We start from the raw sequence: 21,519 nt of genomic DNA on the forward strand, positions 1-21,519 counted from the left end.
CGCAGCGTTCCCAGCCCAGCAATCGCGGGCTCAGCGCCAGCTCACCCGCAGATTGTCCAGCCGCTCCTGGCATCCGGTGCTGATGCCCGGCTCCAGGTAGCTCGACAGCATCGGTGCCATGCCCTTGAGCACCTGCACCGGCAGCGCCGAGGTGAACTTGAAGTTGTCCGATTCGCTGCCAGCCACGTAGGCAGTCAGCGTACCGAAGTGGCGCGGGCCGATGTAGAAGACGAAGGTCGCCGTGCGGTTCATCGCCTTCGAGCTCTTCACCCAGCCGCTGCGGGTCACGCTTTCGATGCGGTTGTCGCCGGTGCCGGTCTTGCCGCCCATGATCAGGGCGCTGCCGTCGGCTGTCTTGAAGGTACCCGAGAGGCGCCGCGCGGTGCCGGCATCCACCACCTGGGATAGCGCCGTACGCAATGCCTGGGCGACTTCCGAGCGCATCACCTGGCGGCCATTGTTGGCTTCCGGGCCGAGGGTGACCTCATACGGCGTGGCGGCGGCGAAGTGCAGGCTGTCGATGCGCAGGGTCGGCAGGCGCACGCCGTCGTTGAGGATGATGCCCATCAGTTCCGCCAGCGCCGCCGGGCGATCGCCCGAGCTGCCCAGCGCGGTGGCCAGTGACGGCACCAGGTGGTCGAACGGGTAACCCAGGCGTTTCCACTGTTCATGCAGGTCGAGGAAGGCTTCCACCTCCAGCATGATGCGGATGCGCTTGTCGCGGGCGTACTTGTGCCGCGACTTGAACAGCCAGCCGTAGACTTGCTTGCGCTCGGCACTGCTGGCGGCCACGGCGTCGGCGAAGGTCGCCGCCGGCTGGCGTTGCAGGTAGCCCAGCAGCCACAGCTCCAGCGGGTGCACGCGGGCGACGTAGCCCTGGTCGTTGAGGTCGAAGGCGCCGGGGCCGTAGCGGGTGTAGAGGTCCTCGATGCGCTTGTCGGTGAGCGTGTCGCCGACGTACTTGCCCTGCTTCAGGCGGTCCTTGAGGAAGGCGGCAAAGGTCGGGACATCCGCCTGCGGTTGCAGGTAACGGTGGATTGCCGCCAGCCGCACCGGCCAGGCGCGCAGGCCGTCGAGGAAGGTGTTGAGGCGCTCGTCGTTGTCCTTGCCCTTGTACTTCTGCCAGAAGCGCAGCAGGTAGACCTGGCTTTCCTTGTCGACGAAACGGTCGAGGTAGTCCTGGCGGCGTGGGTCCTTGTCGTCGGCCAGCACGGCGACCTTGCTGCCCTCGTTGGCGTAGATGTCGTGGCGCACCAGGTCGCGCAGCAGGCGCACGAAGGGCAGGTTGATCGACTCGCGCAGGGCGTCCTGCAGGGTCGGGATACGGTTGTTGTCTTCCTTGCGGAAGTTGCTGAAGGTGTGGACGCCACCGCCGGTGAAGAAGCTCTCGTAGGGACTGGCGGAGTACTTGCGCTGCAGGGCGGCGGCGAGCATGTCCGGCAGGTTGCGGTCCCTGGCGGTGACCAGGTAGTCGATGGACCAGCGACTGAGGATATCCAGCGGCTCGATGTCCACCTTCTTGAGCTCGGCGACGCTCATCGGCGCGTACTGGTCGTGCAGGTCGGCGATGGTTTCCAGGTAGGTGGAGAGCACACGCAGCTTGGCGGTGGAACCCAGCTCCAGCTTGCTGCCCTCGTTGATGTCGAAGGGCTGCTCGGTGCTGTCGGTCTGCACGCGCACGCGGTTGCCGCTGGGGGTGCGTTCGAACAGGGTGAAGCTGTAGCGCACGTCTTTGGTCTTGTCCTTGGACAGCAGGTGTTCGCCGAACAGGCCGATCTGCTCGGCGAAGGCCGGGTCGGAGAGCTGGCGCAGGTAGCCGGTGACCTGCTCCTGCAGCTCATGCTGCAGGGTGGTGGTGAAACTCATGTCGAAGCGGTCGAGGTCGTACAACGGCACGTCGAGCATGCCGGCCAGGCGGGTGCGCGCCAGGCCGATGCCCTTGTTGTTCTCCAGCGGCGTGAAGCTGGGCTCGTTGCGTGGATCACGAAATACCAGCGTCTGCCGGAGCGCGGCATCGCGCAGTTCGGGGGCGATCACGTTGTTCTGCGCGAGCAGGCGCAGGTAGCTGTCGGTCAGCACGGCCAGCTGGTCGCGGCCGCGCGCCAGGTACCAGGAGGGCCGGCGGTGGGCGATCATCAGCGACACCACCTGGCGCAGCGCCTTGCCCTGGGCGGCGAGCTCCTCGCCAGAGCCGGGCGGGGCATTGAGCAGCTTGTTGACCTGCTGGTAGTCCGCGCCGTACCAGATCCACAGGCCGTCCGGCAGGCCGCTCACTTCGCCGTAACCGGGCTGCGCCGAGAGCGGCACCGAATTCAGGTAGGTGAGGGCGACGGTGCGTCGGGCGGCCAGGTTCTGCGCGCCATTCTGGTAGGTGCGCACGCTGGCCGACGCCATCTGCCGCAACTTGTCGGTGATGGAGTTGGTGCGGCCGTCCTCGGAGTGGCGGTACTTCTCGATCTGTGTGGCGAGGGTGCTGCCGCCGGGCGCGTGGTTGCCCAGGCCGACCAGCTTGCCCACCTGCGCCACCGAGGCCTGGGTGAAGCGGCTCCAGTCGATGGCCGGGTTCAGGTAGGGGCGATCGGGGTCGAGGAGGTCGCGGTTCTCGATGAACAGCAGGCTGTTGACGATGGCCGGGGAGATGCTCTCGAAGCTGGCGTACAGCCGCTGCGGGTAGCGGAAGTTGTAGATCGGCAGGCCGCGGCAGTCGGCGATGTCGACGCCAGCCTGGGCCTTTTCCGGGTAGGGCGGGAACATGCCGTGGCTGGTGTACTGCATCAGCGGCTCGGAGAAGCGTGCCTGGCTGAGGGTGACGAAGTTGCGCTCGTGCAGGCGGCCCAGGAAGCTCGGCAGTTGCTGATAGCCCAGGCGCCGGTCGAAGGGACCGCCCTGTGGATAAACCACGCTGCCGGTGCCGCCCTGTTCCAGGCTCCACGTCAGCCCGCTGGCGTAGCGCGCGAGCTCGCGGGCCTGCAGCTTGGACGTGCGGGCTTCATAGAGCAGGGCGGCGCCCATGGCGGCCAGCAACGGCAGGAGAAAGAGGAAGAGGATGAGGAAACGATGGTGATGTACTTTCTGTGGGGAAAGGCCGGGCCCCAGACTTCCCGGTTGACCTGCCACTTGCGTACCGGAATGCTTCGAGTTGCCCATCTTCACGCCCCGCCCTTGCTTGTACGACAGCCCAGGTAGCGGACTCCGCCCACGTGATGGCCGGCGCCATCCTGGCGCCGCGAAAGCCGCTTCCCCCGCGGCTTTCCTAACTTCCAGCGTAGTCGGCGGCAAAAAAACTGCGCACCGGCTGGCACCGTTCATGGCCATGCGGATTGATTTGCCGACGGCCAGCAGGTGCAATGCACTGACTTCGACAGGAACCCTTGCCCATGCGTTCGCCTTTTCTGCCTTGTAGCCTGCCCCGTGTGCTGCCCCTGGCTGCGCTGCTGCTGGTGTCCCTCAGCGCCCAGGCGGCGCCCATGCCGTTCTACCGCTGGCAGAGCAAGCTCGATGGTGCCTACACCTGCCAGCAGACGTCGCCGGGCAATGGTTGGCAGAAGATCGGCGGACCGTTCCGCGACGCCGGCTGCCGCGAAGCGTTGCCGCAGACTCCGCCGCCCAAGGGGTTGGCGGTGCCCAAGGTGCTGAAGGGACAGTAGTCCGCGATCGCCTCACGCTACGCACGGAGCGTGTCATGACCGACCAGAACGCCCGAATCCGCCAGAGCTGGCAGGCCAACGCCGATGCCTGGACCTGCGCCGTGCGCGAGCAGCGCATCGAAAGTCGGCGGCTGGTGACCGACGCGGCGATCCTGAGCGCCCTCGCCGATGGCCCGGCCCGGCGTGTACTCGATATCGGTTGCGGTGAAGGCTGGCTATGTCGCGCGTTGGTCGGGCCGGGCAGTGAATGCGTTGGCGTGGATGCCTCGGCGCCTCTGGTCGACGCGGCACGAGCGGCGGGTGGCGGACGCTTCGAGGTGATGGACTACGCCGCGCTGACCGCGTCGGGTAGCAGCCTTGGGCAGTTCGATGCGCTGGTCTGCAATTTCGCGCTGCTCGACGAGGACATCGCGCCGCTGCTGTGCGCACTCCGCGAGCGCCTCGCTCCCGGCGGGCGGCTGCTGATCCAGACCGTGCATCCGTGGGCCGCCTGCGCAGACGAGCCCTATGTGAATGGCTGGCGCCTGGAAACCTTCGCCGCCTTCGGTGGCGAGTTCAGCGCGCCGATGCCCTGGTTCTTCCGCACCCTGGAGTCCTGGCTGGCGCTGCTGGCCACCAGTGGCTGGTGGCTGCGGCAACTGCGCGAGCCGTGTCACCCGGCCACCGGCAAGCCCTGCTCGCTGTTGCTGGAGGTACAGCCGCTGCCGGGCTGAGCCGCTCTGCACCGGCCCTGGCGACGCCTGCGGATGTGGCGATACGCCGCTATTCCTTTGGTCACATTGCACCTTGGTGGTGCAGACGTTTCCCACGCACTGTGTAACACTCGCCCGCGACCTCAGCCGTGGTCCTCCCGCAATGCCCACGTCCGCTTCACAAGAGCGGGCAGCCTCTTCCGGTGTGCCGTCCTGGAACTGCCAGACACTGCCCCTCCGTGCCGACCGGCGCGGTGGCGAAGCCGTTCCGGTGGTTCCGCACCCTGACTGCACTCAGAGTCCGCAGCTGATTACTCCCAAGAACAAAATGAGGTTGCATCACCATGTCGTCCCACGATCTCCAAAGGGATCTCAACGAGCGGCACATCCGTCTCATGGCCCTCGGCGCCTGCATCGGCGTCGGCCTGTTCCTCGGCTCCGCCAAGGCGATCCAGATGGCCGGCCCGGCCATCATGCTGTCCTACATCATCGGCGGTCTCGCCATCCTCGTGATCATGCGCGCCCTCGGCGAGATGGCCGTGCACAATCCCGTGGCCGGCTCCTTCGCCCGCTACGCGCAGGACTACCTCGGCCCGCTGGCCGGCTACCTGACCGGCTGGAACTACTGGTTCCTCTGGCTGGTGACCTGCGTCGCGGAGATCACCGCGGTGGCGATCTACATGGGCATCTGGTTCCCCGACGTGCCGCGCTGGATCTGGGCGCTGGCCGCGCTGGCGAGCATGGGCACCATCAACCTGATCGCCGTACGTGCCTTCGGTGAGTTCGAGTTCTGGTTCGCGCTGATCAAGATCGTCACCATCGTCGCCATGATCCTGGCCGGCGCCGGCATGATCTTCTTCGGCCTGGGCAACGGCGGCATCGCCACCGGCATCTCCAATCTCTGGAGCAACGGCGGCTTCATGCCCCACGGCATCACCGGCGTGCTGATGTCGCTGCAGATGGTGATGTTCGCGTACCTGGGCGTGGAGATGATCGGTCTCACCGCCGGTGAAGCGAAGAACCCGCAGAAGACCATTCCCGGGGCGATCAACTCGGTGTTCTGGCGCATCCTGCTGTTCTATGTGGGCGCCCTGTTCGTGATCATGTCGATCTACCCGTGGAACGAGATCGGCACCCAGGGCAGCCCCTTCGTGATGACCTTCGAGCGCATGGGCATCAAGACCGCCGCCGGCATCATCAACTTCGTGGTGATCACCGCCGCGCTGTCGTCCTGCAACGGCGGCATCTTCAGCACCGGTCGCATGCTCTACAGCCTCGCGCAGCATGGCCAGGCACCGGCCGTCTTTGCCAAGACCTCCAAGGGCGGCGTGCCGCGCAATGCGCTGCTGCTGTCGATCTTCGCGCTGCTGCTGGGCGTGCTGCTGAACTATCTGGTGCCCGAGAAGGTATTCACCTGGGTGACCTCCATCGCCACCTTCGGTGCGATCTGGACCTGGGCGATGATCTTGCTGGCGCAGCTGAAGTTCCGCCGTGGCCTCTCCGCCGCCGAAGCCGGCACGCTGCAGTTCAAGATGTGGCTGTACCCGCTCAGTTCCTACCTCGCCATGGCGTTCCTGGTGCTGGTGGTGGTGTTGATGGCCTTCTTCGAGGACACCCGCATCGCGCTGTACATCGGCCCGGCGTTCCTGGTGCTGCTGACGGTGCTGTACTACGCGCTGAACCTTGCTCCCAAAGCCGAGCAGGGTGGTGCCGCCAGCCGCGCCTGATGGGCGGTTGAGTGAATGAGAAAAGGGCCTCTTCGGAGGCCCTTTTTCTTTTCGTACCGCGTCAGGCGGTGGGCAGGCTGCCGGCCATGCGGGTCAGGCTGCGATCGAACTCGGTGATTTCCAGCTGCAGGCCGAGCGGGCGTTTCTCGATGAGCGTGGCGAGGGTCTGTTCGGCAGTGGCGAACAGGGTGTCGACGATGCGCTGGCGTAGCTCCTCCGGGCGGCCGGGGGCGATGCGGATCCGGATGTTGATGAAGGCTTCGTTGTGCTTGTTCGCACCCACCTGGTAGTCCCCGATGGCGCGGGCGAAGGTGCGCAGGCCGTTGATGGGGAACACGCCCATGGCTTGGGCTGCCTGGTGGAGTTTCCGGGGAAGGTCGAGTGGGTCGAGGTCGTCGGTGAGGTTGGCGGTGTAGTCGATGGTGATGTGGGGCATGGCGGCGCAGTCCAGCGTCAGTGGTGACGGCCATCCTAGGGCGATGGGCTCGCTGGGGATATGCGGGTGACTACGTATTCGATGGCGCTGAACTGTGGGACGGGCGGGGAGGCTAGCCCATGCCCGCGATCCGTCGGCAGGGCCGACGTGTTGCTTCAGCCTGGGTATTTAAGCGCCGCTTCGGCGTGCGCGCGGACTTCCTGTTTCGCCCCCTCGGGCGAGTCACTTTTCCAAACGCCGAAAAGTAACCAAAAGGCTTGCCCCCGGACATCCGGTTTTTCGCCCAGGCGAAAAATTCCCTCGTTGAAACGAAGTTTCAGGGGCACGCTGCGAAGGGCCGTCCCTAGCCCATCGCAGCTCTCGCGACATCCATGTCGCTCAACCCCTGAAACTCCGCTTCAACGAGGCCTCCTGAACGGGGCATTCGGAGTGTGCGGATATTTCTCTGGAAGACCTTAAGAGCCAGAGCGGCGCATTGGCTCTTCGTAGGATCGAGGGGGACGCCTAGTTCTTGCTCGCGAACCGCATGGCACGGAGCCCTCCTGTAGGAGCGGACCTTGTCCGCGATCGGAGTTTCTATCCCCACTGAAATCACGGCGAGGCACGAACGTAGGATGGTGTGGAGCGAAGCGATACCCATCAACTCCCCTACGCCGCCAGCTTCGTAGGGCGCATAACGCGCCAGCGTTATCCGCCGCGGTGGCATCGGCGGATAACCCGTTCCGGGTTATGCGCCCTACCAGATATAGCGTCAGGCCGCCAGCAACGGCGGCATCGGGCAATCCAGGATATCCGCCACCGCGCGCATCAGCTCCGCCTCGCCGGTGCTGATGCGACCGTCGTGCTCGATGCAGCGCGCCAGTGCCTTGAGCAGTTGCGGCTTCTGCAGCGGGCGCAGTTGCTCCAGCTTCTTCAGGGCGCCTTCCAGATCACGCAGGCTGCCTTCCGCCGGCAAGGGTCGAGGCGGGAAGGGCAGGCCGCTCCAGGCATCGGCGAAGGCCTGCTCGGTCTCCATGTCGCCGGCCTCGCCGACGCGGGCGAGCAAGGCCAGCAATGTCGCGGATGCTTCGGCAAGCTCGGCCAACGCCACGTTGCCGATCTTTCCGCGGCCCGGCTGCAGGTTGCGCTCGACGATGCGCAGCAGGGTCCATTCCAGCAGCTTCACCTTGCCATCCAGCTTGATCAGCAGCGCCATGTTCTCGCGCAGGGCGAGGAAGGCCTGGGTGTCCAGCTGCTTGAGCGCCGGCATCGCCAGGTCCAGCAGCGGCAGGCGCTGGCCGGGGTCGAGCCGCAGCAGCGATTCTTCGAGCAGGTCCAGTTGCAGCGCCAGGCTCAGGTTCAGGCGCTGCTTGACCGCTTCCAGCTGGCGCGCGCGCAGGCCGGGCTCGCTGTCCAGCAGCAGGCCGTAGATCAGTGCCTCGGCGCCCTCGGTGTCGTGGGCGGCGCGTTGCAGGCGCTCGTCCAGGCGCTGCAGGGTGCTGCGGGCTTCCTGCAGATGGGCGACGGTCGGCGCACCGACGGCGGCCACCGCGACGTCCACGGCGCTGGGCTGGTAAGGCTGGCCGGTGACGACGGCGCTCCAGGCGTCCTTGTTCATCAGCGCCACGTCCAGGCGTGGTTCGAATGCCGGGTAGCGGCCGTCCCAGCCCGGATCGACGCGGCGGATGCGGTCCTTCAGCGGTGGGTGGGTGTCGAACCAGCTGCTGCCCACGCCGTCGCCGAAGTACATGTGGCTGAATTCGGCCGCGCGCGGCGCGCTGAGCAGGGCGCCCAGCGGATTGCCGCCGATCTTCTTGAGCGCGCCGGCGATGGTCGAGGGATCGCGGGTGAACTGCACCGCCGAGGCGTCGGCCAGGTACTCGCGCTGGCGGCTCACCGACGCCTTGATCAACTGGCCGAAGAAGGTGCCGACATAGCCCAGCACATAGAGCACCAAACCTGCGCCGATCACCAGCAGCACCACGCTGCCGCCACCGTTCTTGTCGTTGCTGCTGCTCCGGCTGCTGATACGGATGCCGGTGCTGGTGTCGCTCCAGCCGCGCAGCAGCATGCCGCCAATCAACCCGAGCAGGAGCATGCCGTGCAGCAGGGCGGTCAGCCGCGTATTGAGCCGCATGTCGCCGTGGTGGATATGGCTGAATTCGTGGGCGATCACACCCTGCAATTCGTTGCGGTCGAGCTGCTCGATGGCGCCACGGGTGATGCCGATCACTGCGTCGCGTGGGGTCAGTCCGGCGGCAAAGGCGTTGATCGAGCCATCTTCCAGTACGTACACCGGCGGCACCGGCGAGCCGGACGCCAGGGCCATTTCCTCGACGACATTGAGCAGGCGGCGCTCGTCGGCATTACCGGCGCTGAGGTTGAGCAGGCGGCCGCCCAGGCTCTCGGCGACCACCTTGCCGCCGGCGCTCAGTTGCACCTGCTTGTACAGCGCACCGAGGACGACCACGCCGATGATCACGGCGGCCACCGACAGGTAGAGCTCCGGATCGGGCAACGACGCGCGCGAGGTGACGTGCAGCGCCGGTTCGCCCAGGTGACGCCAGAGCCAGCCCAGCGCGAGGCTGGTGATGGTGACCAGGCAGACCACGGCGACGGTCAGCAGCAGGACCAGGCGCCCGGTCTGCTTGCGGGCGCGGTCCTGGTGTTCGAAGAAGTTCATCTTCGTTCAGGTCAGAAGGCGACTTTCGGCGCGGCCTGGATGTCCTTGCTGTCCTCGAACTGCAGCAGGCTGGCGTCCTTGCTGTGACCGTAGGTGGTGGCCAGGACGTTGGCGGGGAACGACTGGCGATAGGTGTTGTACTCCATCACCGCGTCGTTGTACGCCTGGCGGGCAAAGGCGACCTTGTTCTCGGTGCTCGACAGCTCCTCGCTGACCTGCTGCAGGTTCTGCGAGGCCTTGAGGTCCGGGTAGGCTTCCAGGGTCACGTTCAGGCGACCCATGGCACTGCCCAGGGCGTTCTCGGCGGCGGCCAGTTGCGCCATGCGGCCGGCGTCGCCGGGTTGTTCGGACGCGGCCTTCAGACCGGCGACCGCAGCATTGCGCGCAGCGATGACCGCTTCGAGGGTCTCGCGCTCGTGCTTGAGGTAGGCCTTGGCGGTTTCCACCAGGTTGGGGATCAGGTCGTAGCGGCGCTTGAGCTGCACTTCGATCTGCGCGAAAGCGTTCTGGTAGCGGTTGCGCAGCGCCACCAGACGGTTGAACACGCTGATCAGCAGGAAGATGACGCCAGCAATGATGGCAAGGGTAATGATCGAGGAAACGCTCATGGGATGTCCTTATCGGCAGGCGAATGTGGCCCGATGATAGCGGAAAGCCGGCCGAGTGTTGCGCAGCTTCTCACGTCTTGCTTCGCCGGTTCGTCGGCAGTGTTACGGAGCGTTTCTGCATGAAAAAGGGCCTCACTGGAGACCCTTTTCCGGGGCGACATGAATCAGCGATTCAGGTACTCGGCGGTGGACACCAGGTCGGCGTAGGCGAATGCCAGGGATGCCATGTAGGCCGCGTGCACCTGGGCGGCCGGTACCTTCACGCCGTTGAACTCCAGGTCCAGGGTGGCGCAGGCGTCGTGCAGCACGGTCACCGGGTAGCCGAAGTCGGCAGCGGCGCGCACCGCACCATCCACGCACATGTGGCTCATGTGACCGACCACCACCAGCGACTCCACGCCGTGCTGGTCGAGGATGGCCTTCAGGTCGGTGTCGCGGAAGGCGTTGACGAAGTGCTTGAGCACCACCGGCTCGCCGGGCAGATTGGCGACCTTGCCGTGGATCTTCGCGCCGTCGCTGCCGGGAGCGAAGAACGGGGCGTCGGCGCTGTCGAACTCGTGGCGCACGTGCACCACCAGGTCACCGCGTTCGCGGAAGGCGGCCAGCACCTTGGCGGCCTGGTCGGCGGCGGCTTCGATGCCGACCAGCGGCCACTTGCCGGAAGGGAAGTAGTCGTTCTGGATATCCACTAGGATGAGCGCTTGCTTGGCCATTTCCGAATTCCTTATTGAGTGGTGAGGAAGTGCGACCAGTATGGTTTGCCGCGCGCCGCGCGGGGATCAGGCGGAACGACAATAACCGGGGGAAAACTGACAATGGCTGTGGAACGGAGCGTCGTCGAGATCGGGTTGCTGCTCTATCCCGGTGTGCAGACGGCGGCGCTGCACGGGCTGACCGATCTGTTCGCCGTGGCCGAGCGCGTCGCCGGCGAAGAGGCCGCGCAGCAGTTGCCGGCGCTGCGCGTCAGCCACTGGTCCGGTGAGGACGGCGGCGAGCCCCGCCGCGTGTTCGACACGCATCCAGGCGTCGACAGCCGGCTGGTCGCCGTGCTTGTCCCGCCGTCGCTGTTCGGGCTGCCCGACGCCGCCCCGTTGCGCAACCTCACCGACTGGCTAGCGGCGCGCCATGGCGAGGGCGCCATCGTCGGTTCGGTGTGCATCGGCGGCCTGCTGGTGGCCGAAGCCGGGCTGCTCGACGGGCGCAGTGCCACCGCCCACTGGAGCGGCGCCGAGGCCTTCGCCAAACGCTTCCCGCGCGTACGTCTGGAAGCGCACAAGCCCATGGTGGACGACGGCGACCTGATCACTTCCGCCGGGCTGATGGCCTGGTCGGAGCTGGGCCTGCGCATCGTCGACCGCCTGCTCGGCCCGAGCGTCGCCAACCGCACCGCGCGTTTCCTGGTGGTGGAACACAGCGACAGCGCGCAGCAATGCGGCAGCAACTTCGCGCCGCTGCTGGGGCATGGCGACGCCGCCATCCTCAAGGTGCAGCACTGGCTGCAGGGCAACGGCGCGGTGGACGTCAGCCTGACCGCCATGGCCATCCAGGCCGGCCTGGAGGAGCGCACCTTCCTGCGCCGCTTCCGCGCGGCCACCGGGCTCAAGCCCACCGAGTACTGTCAGCACCTGCGGGTTGGCAAGGCGCGCGAGCTGCTGGAGTTCACCAATGGCACGGTGGACCACATCGCCTACACGGTCGGCTACCTCGATCCGGGCTCGTTCCGCAGCACCTTCCGCAAGATCACCGGGATGGCGCCGAGCGACTATCGCAAGCGCTTTGGGGCAAAGCCGAACGACCTTGCCGGCAGGGGTTGATCAGATCCAGCGGTCGTTTTCCGCCGTGCGCTCGCCGCCCTCATCGCCGGTGTTCAGCACGCCGCGCGGTTCGATCAGCATCAGTTGCACCTCCCGTTCGGCATACGGCTTGTGCTCCACGCCGCGGGGGACCACGTACAGCTCGCCGGCGCGCAGGGTCAGCGGGCCGTCGCGGAAGTCGATGCGCAGCTCGCCGTCCAGCACGATGAAGGCCTCGTCGGTGTCGGCGTGGCTGTGCCAGACGAAATCGCCCAGCAGTTTCACCACCTTGAACTGGTAGTCGTTCATCTCGGCGATCACGCGCGGTTGCCAGGTCTCAGTGATGCGGCCGAGCTTGTCCTGCAGGTTGATCGATTGGCGCTGGGTCACGGTGTCTTTCTCCTTGGAAATGGAGTCCTGACACTACGGTTGACCTGACCGACGGTCTTGCAGGAATTTGCGCTTCGATTGCCGCCGCATTGACCTCATCGGGTTGCCGGCCCCGTCCTTGACGCAGACAATCGGCCCTTGGTCCGTCAGAAAGGAGGTGCCGATCCATGGCGCAGAACATCTACGACAACCCTGAATTCTTCGCGGCCTACGCCCAGCTGCCACGCTCGCAGCACGGGCTGGACGGCGCGCCGGAATGGGCCGCGCTGCGTGCCCTGTTGCCGCCGCTGGAGGGCCTCGACGTGGTCGATCTCGGCTGCGGTTACGGCGGGTTCTGCCGCTATGCGGCGGAGCAGGGCGCCCGCACCGTGAGTGGGCTGGACGTCTCGCAGAAGATGCTCGACCGCGCGCGGGAAACCACCGAGGCCGCGCAGGTCAGTTACTTCCACGCCGACCTCGACCAGCTCGAACTGCCCACCGCAGCCTTCGACCTGGCCTACAGTTCGCTGGTCCTGCATTACCTCGAAGACCTGCCGCACTTCTTCCGCAACGTGCACGACGCGCTGCGCCCCGGTGGCAGCCTGGTGTTCTCCATCGAGCACCCGATCTACATGGCCTCGCTGGCGCCTGGCTGGATCGTCGATGCCAACGGTCGCCGCTGCTGGCCGGTGGACCACTACCAGGACGAGGGCGAGCGTCGCACCGACTGGCTGGCCAAGGGCGTGCTCAAGTACCACCGCACCCTCGGCAGCGTCCTCAATGCGGTGATTGGCTCGGGGCTGAGCGTGCGCCATGTCGAGGACTGGGGGCCCAGCGCCGGGCAGGTGCAGGCCGATCCGGCACTCGCCGAGGAGCGCGAGCGTCCCATGTTGCTGTTGGTCGCCGCGCAGCGCTGAGGTGTGAAAAGCGGGTGACTATGCTCAGAACATTGCGTTCGTTTTGCCCGGAGATCGCCATGTCCACGCCCGCTCCCATCGCCCGCCCCAGTGTCATTCCCTGCCTGCGTTACCGCGACGCGCCCCAGGCTATCGACTGGCTGTGCGCGACCTTCGGTTTTCAGCGGCAACTGGTGGTCGCCGACGAGCACGGCGGCATCGCCCACGCCCAACTGGCGCTGGCCGACGGCAGCGGGCTGGTGATGCTCGGGTCGCTGCACGACAACGAATACGGCCGGCTGATGCGCCAGCCCGACGAGGTCGGCGGCTGTACCCAGAGCATCTACCTGGTGGTGAAGGACGCCGAGGTGCCGTACCGCGCGGCCGTGGACGCCGGGGCGCAGATCGTCATCGACATCAAGGACGAGGACTACGGCGGCCAGGGCTTCACCTGCCGTGATCCGGAGGGGCACATCTGGAGCTTCGGCACCTACGATCCCTGGCACTGATGCCGCGCGTTCGCGCCTCCTCCGCAACATCCTGCCCAAGCCCCGCGCTTGACGCTTTCGGGCGCTCGGTGTTCAGATGCGCCCCGTTTCAGGTGCCCCCCGCCGCCGTGCGTGGGGTGAAACGGGAAGCCGGTGCGTCGCCCTCGTGCGATCAGTCCGGCGCTGCCCCCGCAACGGTAAGCGAGCGGAGCATCCAGTAGGCCACTGTGCACCAGCATGGGAAGGCGGATGCCCCAGGACCCTCGCAAGCCCGGAGACCGGCCTGGAACCTGTTTGGCAAACCCGCGGTGGGCGGGCGTGAGCCGGTTCCCGGGGCGCGCTCGTTCCGGGTGTCGCTGCGCCGCCTGCGAAATCCCGATTTCGAGGCGATCACCTTGCATTTCTCCCTGTCACCCAAACTCCCGTTACAGAACCGGCGTGCCCTGCGCTGGATGCCTGTTCTCCCCCTGTGCGCCCTCAGCGCGCAACTGGTCGCGGCGCCGCTCGACCTGGCCGACGAAGTCGTCAGCGCGCCTTCGGTGGAATCCAACACTGTCGCCGACATGGCCCGCTACGGCAGCAAGCTGGAGGTCATCGACCGCGAGCAGATCGAGCGCGCCGGCCCCAGCGCCGACATCACGCGCGTGCTGCAGATGTATGTACCCGGCCTGTTCGTCGCGCCGAAGAACGGGCCGTTCGACTACGGCACCTACTCGCTGCTGGGCGGACGCAACGACGACACGCTGATCCTGCTGGACGGCGTGCGCCTGAACAACCGCCTCTACGGCGGCATCTACATCGACACCCTGCCGACTACCGCGGTGGAGCGCATCGAAGTGCTCAAGGGCGGCCAGGGCCTGCTGTTCGGCACCCAGGCGGTGTCCGGCGTGATCAACATCGTCACCCGCAGCGCCCGCAGCCGCGAAGCGTCCGGTGAGGCGAACCTCGGCCTGGACACCTTCAAGGGGCGCAGCGGCGATGCCCGCGCCGAAAAGATCGTGCAGAACGGCCTGGGCGACCTCGGCCTGATGGCCTACGTCAGCCACAACCGCTCCGACGGCTACCAGCCGTTCCGCGACCGCGACATGACCGACACGGTGAGCGACAAGCGCCGCTCCTATGACGTCAATGTGTTCGGTGCCAAGGCTATCCAGGCCATCGGCGATGCCTCGCGCCTGGAGCTGTTCTACCAGTACGCCGACGCCGAGCTGGATTTCGCCCGCCCGACGTCCAACCACCACACCAGCAACAACCGCGTGCAGCAGATCGCCACGGCCACCTTCCAGCAGAGCGTCAGCGACGACTTCAGCTGGTTCGCCAAGACCCACATCAACGACTGGGACACCCGCTACGACCGCGTCTACAACCTGCAGGGCGGCGGCACCCAGGTGCTCAACCACAACGACTACTGGGGCTTCACCGACTGGGGGGCGCAGCTCGAAGGCAAGGCCAGGCTTGCGGGCGGTCACGAGCTGGTCTTCGGCAATGACAGCCAGTGGTACAAGGGCCAGGACGATGTGCTGATCATCGACAACGACAAGGCCGAATCCCACGCGCTCTACGCCCAGCTGCGGCCGAACATCGAGGCGCTGCCTGACTGGCACCCGAGCCTGGGTGTGCGCCGCGAGGAAATTTCCGGCGGCGAAGGCGCCACCGTGTGGATGCTCACCTCGCTCTATGACCTCACGCAGCAGCTCAAGCTGCGCGGCCAGTTCGGCACGGCCTTCAAGCTGCCCACCGCCGAGCAACTGTTCGTCAACGAGCCGGGCGACGAAGTCGGCAACCGCGACCTCAAGCCCGAACGCAGCCGCAACGCCGAGCTGGGCCTGGACTACACCGGCGAGCTGTTCGAGCAGCCCTGGAGCGGCAGCGTCACCCTGTTCCGCCGCGAGATCACCGACCTCATCACCCTGGCGGGCGACCAGTGGGTGAACGGCAACGGCGAGATCACCGTGCGCGGCGTGGAAGCCAACGGCCAGTGGCAGGTTGGCCGGCACTGGCAGCTCTCCGCCGACGCCACGCGCAATCGGGTGGACAGCCGCGAAGGCGTGACGGTGAACAACATCCCGCACTTCTTTGCCCGCCTGCGCCTGGGCTATGACGACAGCCTCTGGGGCGCCGGCCTGGCCACGCGCTACGTCGGCTCCATCGTCAGCGCGCAGGACGACGACTACGGCCACTACACCGTGCTTGACGGCGATGCCTATCGCTACCTCGACGCCGCCCGCGCACACCGCCTGAGCCTCCTGCTGGAGAACCTGCTGGACCGCGACTACGCCACCGGCCGCACCAGCAACGGTATCCGCCAGGTCGACAACCTCGGCCGGCCGCGTACCGCCGAACTGCGCTACACCTTCAGCTTCTGATGAAGGCCATCCTGCTGGTCGGCCCGCTGGCCGGTGCCCAGGGCGAGCGCCTGCACCGCGAGGTGGCGGCGCGCTTCGCCGGTGTCGAATGCATCGACACCGGCGAAGGTTTCGATGCGTTGTGGGCGCGGGTGCGTGAGCTTCTGGCCGAGGATCGCGAGCTGCTGCTGGTGGACCTGGAACCCACCGCTGACGGCGCCTACCTCGACTGGTTGCGCGCCGAGTTGGCCGGGCTGCTCGAGGACGCTCCGCTGGCGCCGCCGCCGAAGGTCACGGCGTCGGCGCTCGGCCGGCGCGGGCTGGATGTGGCGGCGGTGCTGGCGGCGATTGGCGATCCGGCGCAACAGCTGGAGTGCCAGGGTGTCGGTGAGGTGCCTTCGCAGCCGGACTGGTCCGCGCCGCCGCCGCACCGGCATCACCTGTTCCTCTGCACCGGGCCGCGCTGCGTGCGGCGCGGTGCGCTGCCATTGTGGAAAACCCTGCGCCGCGAGCTGATTCGACTCGATCGCTACGAGAACGCCGAGGGCGCTCTGCTGACCCGCACCGGCTGCCAGTTCCCGTGCAACCGCGGGCCGCTGCTGACGGTCTATCCCGAACGCGTCTGGTATGGCCTGCGTAGCGACGAGCAGGTGTGCCGGGTGGTCTCCGAGCATCTGCGTGACGGCGTGCCGGTGGCAGAGCTGCGAGTGGACGAGCCATGACGCGCGCGCTCCTGCAGGTGGTGCTGTTGCTCGCGTTGATGCAGAGCGCAGCAAATGCGTCAGCGCAGGACTACCGAAACTGCGTCCAGACCTGGCAGATCGACCACCCGCCCCAACGCATCCTCGCCCTCAACCAGCACGCCGCCGACCTGCTGCTGGCGCTGGGCGCCGGACCGCGGCTGATCGGCGTGGCGTACATCGATGACGACCTGGACGTGGCTGGCGGCCGTTATCGCGGCGTACCCCTGCTGTCGCGCCAGTATCCGTCGGCGGAAGCGGTCTACGCGCAGCGACCGGACCTGGTGGTGGCCGGGTTCGCCTCGGCCTTCCGCCTGGGCAACCTGTCCCGCGAGGAACTGGCCGCTCATGGCATCGCCAGCTACCTGCTGGATGCCGGTTGTGGTGCGTGGCAGGACGATCTGTTCGCGGGTGTCGAGACGGACCTGACGACGCTGGGCGACCTGCTGGGTGAGCCGGCGCGGGCCCAGACGCTGATTCGCCAGCAACGCGCGGAGCTGGCCGAAGCGCGCCAGCTTTCGACCGGCCGCCAACGGCTGGAAGTCTTCTACCTCGATAGCGCCAGCATCGGCCTGGAGAGCCAGGGGCGGCGTGGCGTAGTCACCCAGTTGCTGCACGCCGCCGGTGCGCACAACCTGTTCGAGGACGTCGATCTGGGCAGCTTCACCGCCAACGCCGAACAGTTGCTGGCGCGCGACCCGGACGTGATCCTGCTGGCCGATGCGTTGTGGTCCACCGCCGACCGGAAGATCCGAACGCTGCGCGCGGACCCGGTGCTATCGCGCCTGCGCGCCGTACGCGAAGGGCGCTTCGTGGCCTTGCCCTTCACCCACCTGTTCCCCGGCGTGCACAGCGGACAGGCCGCGCGCGAGCTGGCACAGGCGCTGGGCCGGTTCTGAACAGCGCGTCTGGTCTGTTCGCCGGCCACTGTTCCTACCCAAGCGCCGGAGCCCATGTTAGAAAGCGCCCATCGATCATGCGGAGGCTGTCATGGGCAAGTTGCGCGTTGGGGTGATTTTCGGTGGGCGTTCGGCGGAGCACGAGGTGTCGCTGCAATCGGCGAAGAACATCGTCGATGCGCTGGACCGCGAGCGTTTCGAGCCCGTGCTGATCGGCATCGACAAGGAGGGCCGCTGGCACCTCAACGATGCCTCCGACTACCTGCTCAACCAGGAAAACCCGGCGTTGATCGCCCTCAACCGCTCCAACCGCGAACTGGCCGTGGTGCCGGGCAAGGCCGAGCAGCAACTGGTGGAGACCGGCAGCCGCCAATTGCTCGACCATGTCGATGTGATCTTCCCCATCGTCCATGGCACCCAGGGTGAGGACGGCTGCCTGCAGGGCCTGCTGCGCATGGCTGACATTCCCTTCGTCGGCTCTGACGTACTGGGCTCGGCCATCTGCATGGACAAGGACGTGAGCAAGCGCCTGCTGCGCGACGCCGGCATCGCGATTACTCCCTTCGTCACCCTGACCCGCGCCAATGCCGCGCGTACGTCGTTCGCCGAGGCGCAGCGCAAGCTGGGCCTGCCACTGTTCATCAAGCCGGCGAACATGGGCTCCTCGGTGGGCGTGAGCAAGGTCGAGGACGAGGCCGCCTACGACGAAGCCGTGCGACTCGCGCTGGCCTTCGACGACAAGGTGCTGGTGGAGTCCGCCGTGAAGGGGCGCGAGATCGAGTGCGCAGTGCTGGGCAACGAGCAGCCGATCGCCAGCGGCTGCGGCGAGATCGTCGTGGGCAGCGGTTTCTACTCCTATGACAGCAAGTACATCGACGAGGACGCGGCCAAGGTCGTGGTGCCCGCCGATATTCCGGCCGAGGCCAGCGAGCGTATCCGCCAACTCGCCGTTGACGCCTTCCTCGCCCTGGAGTGCTCCGGTCTGGCGCGGGTCGACGTGTTCCTTACCGAGAGCGGCGAGGTGCTGATCAACGAGCTGAACTCGCTGCCCGGCTTCACCCGCATCAGCATGTACCCCAAGCTCTGGCAGGCGGCCGGGATGACCTACAGCGAGCTGGTCAGCCGCCTGATCGACCTGGCCATCGAACGCCACACCGCGCGCCGGAATCTGCAGACCAACCGCTGAGCCGCTCGCAGGTCCCGCCTTCTGCGCTACCCTGACATCCCGCCGCCGAATTCCGGCGGCCGGCCCCGTGTCCCCATGACAAGCGCAACAAGGAGCACGAGATGAACACTGTGGTATTCGCCGACGGCACCGCCGTTCCCGCCATCGGCCAGGGCACCTGGCGCATGGGCGAGGACAGCTTCCAGCGCAGGCGCGAGATCGCCGCCTTGCGCGAAGGCATCGAGCGCGGCCTGACCCTGATCGACACCGCCGAGATGTACGCCGAGGGTGGCTCGGAAGCGGTGGTCGGCGAGGCGTTGGCCGGGCTGCGCGAGCAGGTCTTCCTGGTCAGCAAGGTCTACCCGCACAACGCCAGCCGGCGTGGCATTCCCGACGCCTGCGAGCGCAGCCTGAAGCGCCTGCGCACTGATTGCCTGGACCTCTACCTGCTGCACTGGCGCGGCCAGTATCCGCTGGAGGAAACCGTCGACGCCTTCGAACGCCTGCGCGAGGCGGGGAAGATCAAGCGCTGGGGCGTGTCCAACTTCGACCTGGACGATATGCAGGAGCTGAGCGAGCCGGCCTGCGCCACCAACCAGGTGCAATACAGCCTGGAGGAACGCGGCGTCGAGTGGGACCTGCTGCCCTGGTGCCAGGAACAGCGCATGCCGCTGATGGCCTATTGCCCGGTGGGGCAGGGCGGCAAGTTGCTGCGCCACCGAGTGCTGGCGGACATCGCCGGCCGCCACGACGCCACGCCGGCGCGCGTGGCCCTGGCCTGGCTGATCCACCAACCGGGTGTGATCGCCATCCCCAAGGCCGTCGAGCCGTTGCACGTGCGCGACAACGCCGCCGCCCTGCAACTTCGCCTGACCCCCGAGGATCTCGAAGCGCTCGATGCGGCCTTCCCGCCACCCACCCGCAAGCAGCACCTGGCGGTGGTCTGACGCCGGAGCCCCGGTCGTCGCCGTCCGCAGCGCGTCCGGGGCGCAGTGCTAGCCTTGCCCCATTGGTCACCGACCGGGGAGGGCTGCAGCGATGAGCAACTACACGGCGGACAGCGCCGCCATCAACCGTGTGCTGACGGACTACGTCGAGGGCATGACCTTCGGCGATGAGTCGCGTCTGCGCCTGGCCTTCCACCCGTCCTGCAAGATCATCGGCAATTACCATGGCGCGCTGGAGTGGGCCTCGCTGGACGAGTTCATCGGTGCGATCAAGGCGGAGGCGCCGCCCTCCGATGGCGCGCCGCCGTCCTGGGAACTGAAATCCCTGGACATCACCGGCGACAGCGCCGTGGCCAAGGTCACCGACGAGTTCCTCGGTATGCACTTCACCGACTACCTGTCCCTGCTGCGCCTCGGCAACGGGTGGCAGATCGTCAACAAGCTGTATTACCTGCACAGCGGCGCCCTGTCCGACTGAGCGCCGTTGCGCCGCTGCCGCTAGCCCCAGTCGGCGCCCTTGTTCCAACTGCTGACGACGAAGCGCAGGTTGCCAGTGATCGCCGCATTGCGCGGGTTATGGTTGAGGTCGCTGTCGATGGGGAGGGTGACCTCCACGCTGCCGCCATCGATCTGCTCGGCGGTCAGTTCACTGCCATTGGTGTTCACGCCGGTGGCCTGCCAGGCATAGCTGATCTTCCACTTTTCAGTTGGCGTGCGCGGCGGCTGCAACTCGATGATCACGGTATCGCGGAACAGGTAGCTGCCCTCGTAGTGTTCGTTGGGCCACAGGCGCTTCTCGATCTCATAGTCGGGTACGCGTACCCCCAGCGTCATGCTGTAGGCCAGGGTGCGGCGCTTGGGGTTGACCCGCGCGTAGTTGGCGAGGAATACGCTGGACAGGTAGAGCGTGTTGTTCGTTTTCCAGCCCTGGTGGGTGACGCACGCGGCGGAGTCCTCCTCGCAGGTTCGCCGCGACAGGTACCACAGCTTGCCGCGTGGCGAGGCCAGCAGTTCGATCTGGTACAGCGCGTTGACCGGCTTGTCGCCGGCCGCATCGATCACCGTCCCGGGCAGGCGGAGGTCGGTGATGTCCAGCCAGATGTCGACCCGCACGTCGCCGAACAGGAAACGTGTGAGGTTCTGGTATCCCTCTTCGCTGTTGACGATGCCGAAGAACCCCGAGTGCGAGCGGTAGGCGAAGGCCTTGCCAGCCTCGGCACCCACTTTGTTGCCGGCCTCCAGGCCGCTGAGGGTGGCGTTCTCGATGCGCACCAGACCATCGCTGCCGTTGCCGACGAAGGTGCGTGACAGGCCCGCGGCGACTTCGTAGTCGCTGCGATTGGTGCCGACCATGCAGAAGACCTTGCGCGAGGACAGGATGGATTCCTGCAACACGTCGACGCGCCCCAGGCTCTTGGGCAGGTTCAGGTACTGCGGCATGCGGGTGCTGCGGTTGAAGTTGTCGATGTCGTTGAGCGAAAGGATCGACGGTACGTTGATCCCCGCCACGTCGATCCCGTTGTGCGGGGTGGCATAGGTGAAGAACTTGTCCACGGCGCGGCGCGCGTCATCCGAGCCGCACGTGGGGTTTTGCAGGAAGGTCCGGCAGACCAGGCCGCCCATGGAGTGGGCCACCAGGTAGCAGCGGAAGTCCGCAGGTTTCACGCCGTTGGCGAGGTTGCCGCAGATCAGGTCGCGCACTTTCAGAATGAGGTCGCTCAGGCCCTGGCCGAACTGCTCCATGGTCGGCGTCTTGCCGATGCCCAGCAGGGTGGACGCCGGGTCGTAGTAGCGGTAGATGATGATCGAGGTCGACGTCAGGGCATTGCCCGCCGCCAGATCGCTCCACTCCGGGTCGAGGATGTCGTAGCCATCTTCGTAGACGTCGCTGTAGCCGAAGTCGCTGCCCAGGCGCACCACGGGTGACTCGAAGACAAACTTGCGGGGAGGTCGGTCGCGTTCGGGGACTGCACGCATCACCGTGGAACCCAGGTTGAAGCCGCAGAACGGATCGGCGGTGGTCTCGTCCATTTCGCCGCGCGTCATGGCGTAACCGCGAACGTAGATGATGGGGAAGAACGGCGCTTTCATCTTGGCCATGGCGG

At 66.7% G+C, this 21,519-nt stretch carries 19 protein-coding genes and 1 riboswitch; of the genes, 12 read left to right on the plus strand and 7 right to left on the minus strand.

Annotated elements, in window-relative coordinates; translation table 11 throughout:
* Nucleotides 1–30 precede the first annotated feature (30 nt).
* Nucleotides 31–3,147, minus strand: coding sequence for a transglycosylase domain-containing protein (locus AC1ZV1_RS07390; RefSeq protein WP_484296129.1), 3,117 nt, complete (start codon nucleotides 3,145–3,147; stop codon nucleotides 31–33).
* Nucleotides 3,148–3,377: 230 nt separating this feature from the next.
* Here AC1ZV1_RS07390 and AC1ZV1_RS07395 point away from each other — a divergent pair, with 230 nt between their 5' ends.
* The 3 genes from AC1ZV1_RS07395 (at nucleotide 3,378) to AC1ZV1_RS07405 (ending at nucleotide 6,066) form a co-directional block, all read left to right on the plus strand.
* Nucleotides 3,378–3,647: a hypothetical protein gene (locus tag AC1ZV1_RS07395; RefSeq protein WP_484296130.1), complete on the plus strand. Its 270-nt coding sequence runs from the start codon at nucleotides 3,378–3,380 to the stop codon at nucleotides 3,645–3,647.
* A gap of 35 nt (nucleotides 3,648–3,682) precedes the next feature.
* On the plus strand, nucleotides 3,683–4,360 hold the full coding sequence (locus tag AC1ZV1_RS07400; protein ID WP_484296131.1) for a class I SAM-dependent methyltransferase: 678 nt from the start codon (nucleotides 3,683–3,685) through the stop codon (nucleotides 4,358–4,360).
* A gap of 323 nt (nucleotides 4,361–4,683) precedes the next feature.
* Nucleotides 4,684–6,066 carry an amino acid permease gene (locus AC1ZV1_RS07405; RefSeq protein WP_484296132.1) on the plus strand — a complete coding sequence of 461 codons (1,383 nt, stop codon included), beginning with the start codon at nucleotides 4,684–4,686 and terminating at the stop codon, nucleotides 6,064–6,066.
* A 61-nt stretch (nucleotides 6,067–6,127) separates the two neighbouring features.
* Here the strand turns inward: AC1ZV1_RS07405 and AC1ZV1_RS07410 are convergent, their stop codons facing one another.
* From AC1ZV1_RS07410 to AC1ZV1_RS07425, 4 genes are all read right to left on the minus strand, one after another.
* Nucleotides 6,128–6,502 carry a hypothetical protein gene (locus tag AC1ZV1_RS07410; protein ID WP_484296133.1) on the minus strand — a complete coding sequence of 125 codons (375 nt, stop codon included), beginning with the start codon at nucleotides 6,500–6,502 and terminating at the stop codon, nucleotides 6,128–6,130.
* A 751-nt stretch (nucleotides 6,503–7,253) separates the two neighbouring features.
* Nucleotides 7,254–9,164 carry a M48 family metallopeptidase gene (locus AC1ZV1_RS07415; protein ID WP_484296134.1) on the minus strand — a complete coding sequence of 637 codons (1,911 nt, stop codon included), beginning with the start codon at nucleotides 9,162–9,164 and terminating at the stop codon, nucleotides 7,254–7,256.
* An 11-nt stretch (nucleotides 9,165–9,175) separates the two neighbouring features.
* Nucleotides 9,176–9,772 carry a LemA family protein gene (locus AC1ZV1_RS07420; RefSeq protein WP_484296135.1) on the minus strand — a complete coding sequence of 199 codons (597 nt, stop codon included), beginning with the start codon at nucleotides 9,770–9,772 and terminating at the stop codon, nucleotides 9,176–9,178.
* Nucleotides 9,773–9,936: 164 nt separating this feature from the next.
* Nucleotides 9,937–10,485, minus strand: coding sequence for a cysteine hydrolase family protein (locus AC1ZV1_RS07425; protein ID WP_484296136.1), 549 nt, complete (start codon nucleotides 10,483–10,485; stop codon nucleotides 9,937–9,939).
* A gap of 102 nt (nucleotides 10,486–10,587) precedes the next feature.
* Between AC1ZV1_RS07425 and AC1ZV1_RS07430 the strand changes: the two genes are divergently transcribed.
* Nucleotides 10,588–11,586, plus strand: a complete 999-nt coding sequence (locus AC1ZV1_RS07430) for a GlxA family transcriptional regulator (protein ID WP_484296137.1) — start codon at nucleotides 10,588–10,590, stop codon at nucleotides 11,584–11,586.
* On the opposite strand, the gene AC1ZV1_RS07435 is transcribed toward AC1ZV1_RS07430, so the two are convergent.
* A complete protein-coding gene (locus AC1ZV1_RS07435; protein WP_484296138.1) occupies nucleotides 11,587–11,955 on the minus strand; it encodes a cupin domain-containing protein in 369 nt (122 codons plus the stop codon).
* 167 nt (nucleotides 11,956–12,122) lie between these two features.
* Here AC1ZV1_RS07435 and AC1ZV1_RS07440 point away from each other — a divergent pair, with 167 nt between their 5' ends.
* From AC1ZV1_RS07440 to AC1ZV1_RS07475, 8 genes are all read left to right on the plus strand, one after another.
* The gene (locus AC1ZV1_RS07440) at nucleotides 12,123–12,851 is read left to right on the plus strand and encodes a class I SAM-dependent methyltransferase (protein ID WP_484296139.1); all 729 of its coding nucleotides are present in this window, start codon (nucleotides 12,123–12,125) and stop codon (nucleotides 12,849–12,851) included.
* A gap of 59 nt (nucleotides 12,852–12,910) precedes the next feature.
* Nucleotides 12,911–13,339 (plus strand): VOC family protein, encoded by a 429-nt coding sequence (locus AC1ZV1_RS07445; protein WP_484296140.1) that lies wholly within the window; start codon nucleotides 12,911–12,913, stop codon nucleotides 13,337–13,339.
* A gap of 73 nt (nucleotides 13,340–13,412) precedes the next feature.
* Nucleotides 13,413–13,619, plus strand: a riboswitch (cobalamin riboswitch).
* A 151-nt stretch (nucleotides 13,620–13,770) separates the two neighbouring features.
* Nucleotides 13,771–15,684, plus strand: a complete 1,914-nt coding sequence (locus AC1ZV1_RS07450) for a TonB-dependent receptor plug domain-containing protein (protein WP_484296141.1) — start codon at nucleotides 13,771–13,773, stop codon at nucleotides 15,682–15,684.
* The gene (locus tag AC1ZV1_RS07455; protein WP_484296142.1) at nucleotides 15,684–16,385 is read left to right on the plus strand and encodes a (2Fe-2S) ferredoxin domain-containing protein; all 702 of its coding nucleotides are present in this window, start codon (nucleotides 15,684–15,686) and stop codon (nucleotides 16,383–16,385) included. The genes AC1ZV1_RS07450 and AC1ZV1_RS07455 overlap by 1 nt, the downstream gene beginning before the upstream one ends.
* The gene (locus tag AC1ZV1_RS07460) at nucleotides 16,382–17,302 is read left to right on the plus strand and encodes an ABC transporter substrate-binding protein (RefSeq protein WP_484296143.1); all 921 of its coding nucleotides are present in this window, start codon (nucleotides 16,382–16,384) and stop codon (nucleotides 17,300–17,302) included. Before AC1ZV1_RS07455 ends, AC1ZV1_RS07460 begins: the two co-directional genes overlap by 4 nt.
* Before the next feature lie 91 nt (nucleotides 17,303–17,393).
* Complete coding sequence (gene ddlA, locus AC1ZV1_RS07465) at nucleotides 17,394–18,488, plus strand: D-alanine--D-alanine ligase (RefSeq protein ID WP_484296144.1); 1,095 nt, start codon at nucleotides 17,394–17,396, stop codon at nucleotides 18,486–18,488.
* A gap of 101 nt (nucleotides 18,489–18,589) precedes the next feature.
* The gene (locus AC1ZV1_RS07470; RefSeq protein WP_484296145.1) at nucleotides 18,590–19,414 is read left to right on the plus strand and encodes an aldo/keto reductase; all 825 of its coding nucleotides are present in this window, start codon (nucleotides 18,590–18,592) and stop codon (nucleotides 19,412–19,414) included.
* Nucleotides 19,415–19,505: 91 nt separating this feature from the next.
* Nucleotides 19,506–19,892, plus strand: a complete 387-nt coding sequence (locus tag AC1ZV1_RS07475) for a nuclear transport factor 2 family protein (protein WP_484296146.1) — start codon at nucleotides 19,506–19,508, stop codon at nucleotides 19,890–19,892.
* A 20-nt stretch (nucleotides 19,893–19,912) separates the two neighbouring features.
* Here AC1ZV1_RS07475 and AC1ZV1_RS07480 read toward each other — a convergent pair whose 3' ends face one another.
* Nucleotides 19,913–21,514 carry an esterase/lipase family protein gene (locus AC1ZV1_RS07480; RefSeq protein ID WP_484296147.1) on the minus strand — a complete coding sequence of 534 codons (1,602 nt, stop codon included), beginning with the start codon at nucleotides 21,512–21,514 and terminating at the stop codon, nucleotides 19,913–19,915.
* Nucleotides 21,515–21,519 lie beyond the last annotated feature (5 nt).

It is taken from the genome of Pseudomonas sp. BB438 (genome assembly GCF_057180225.1).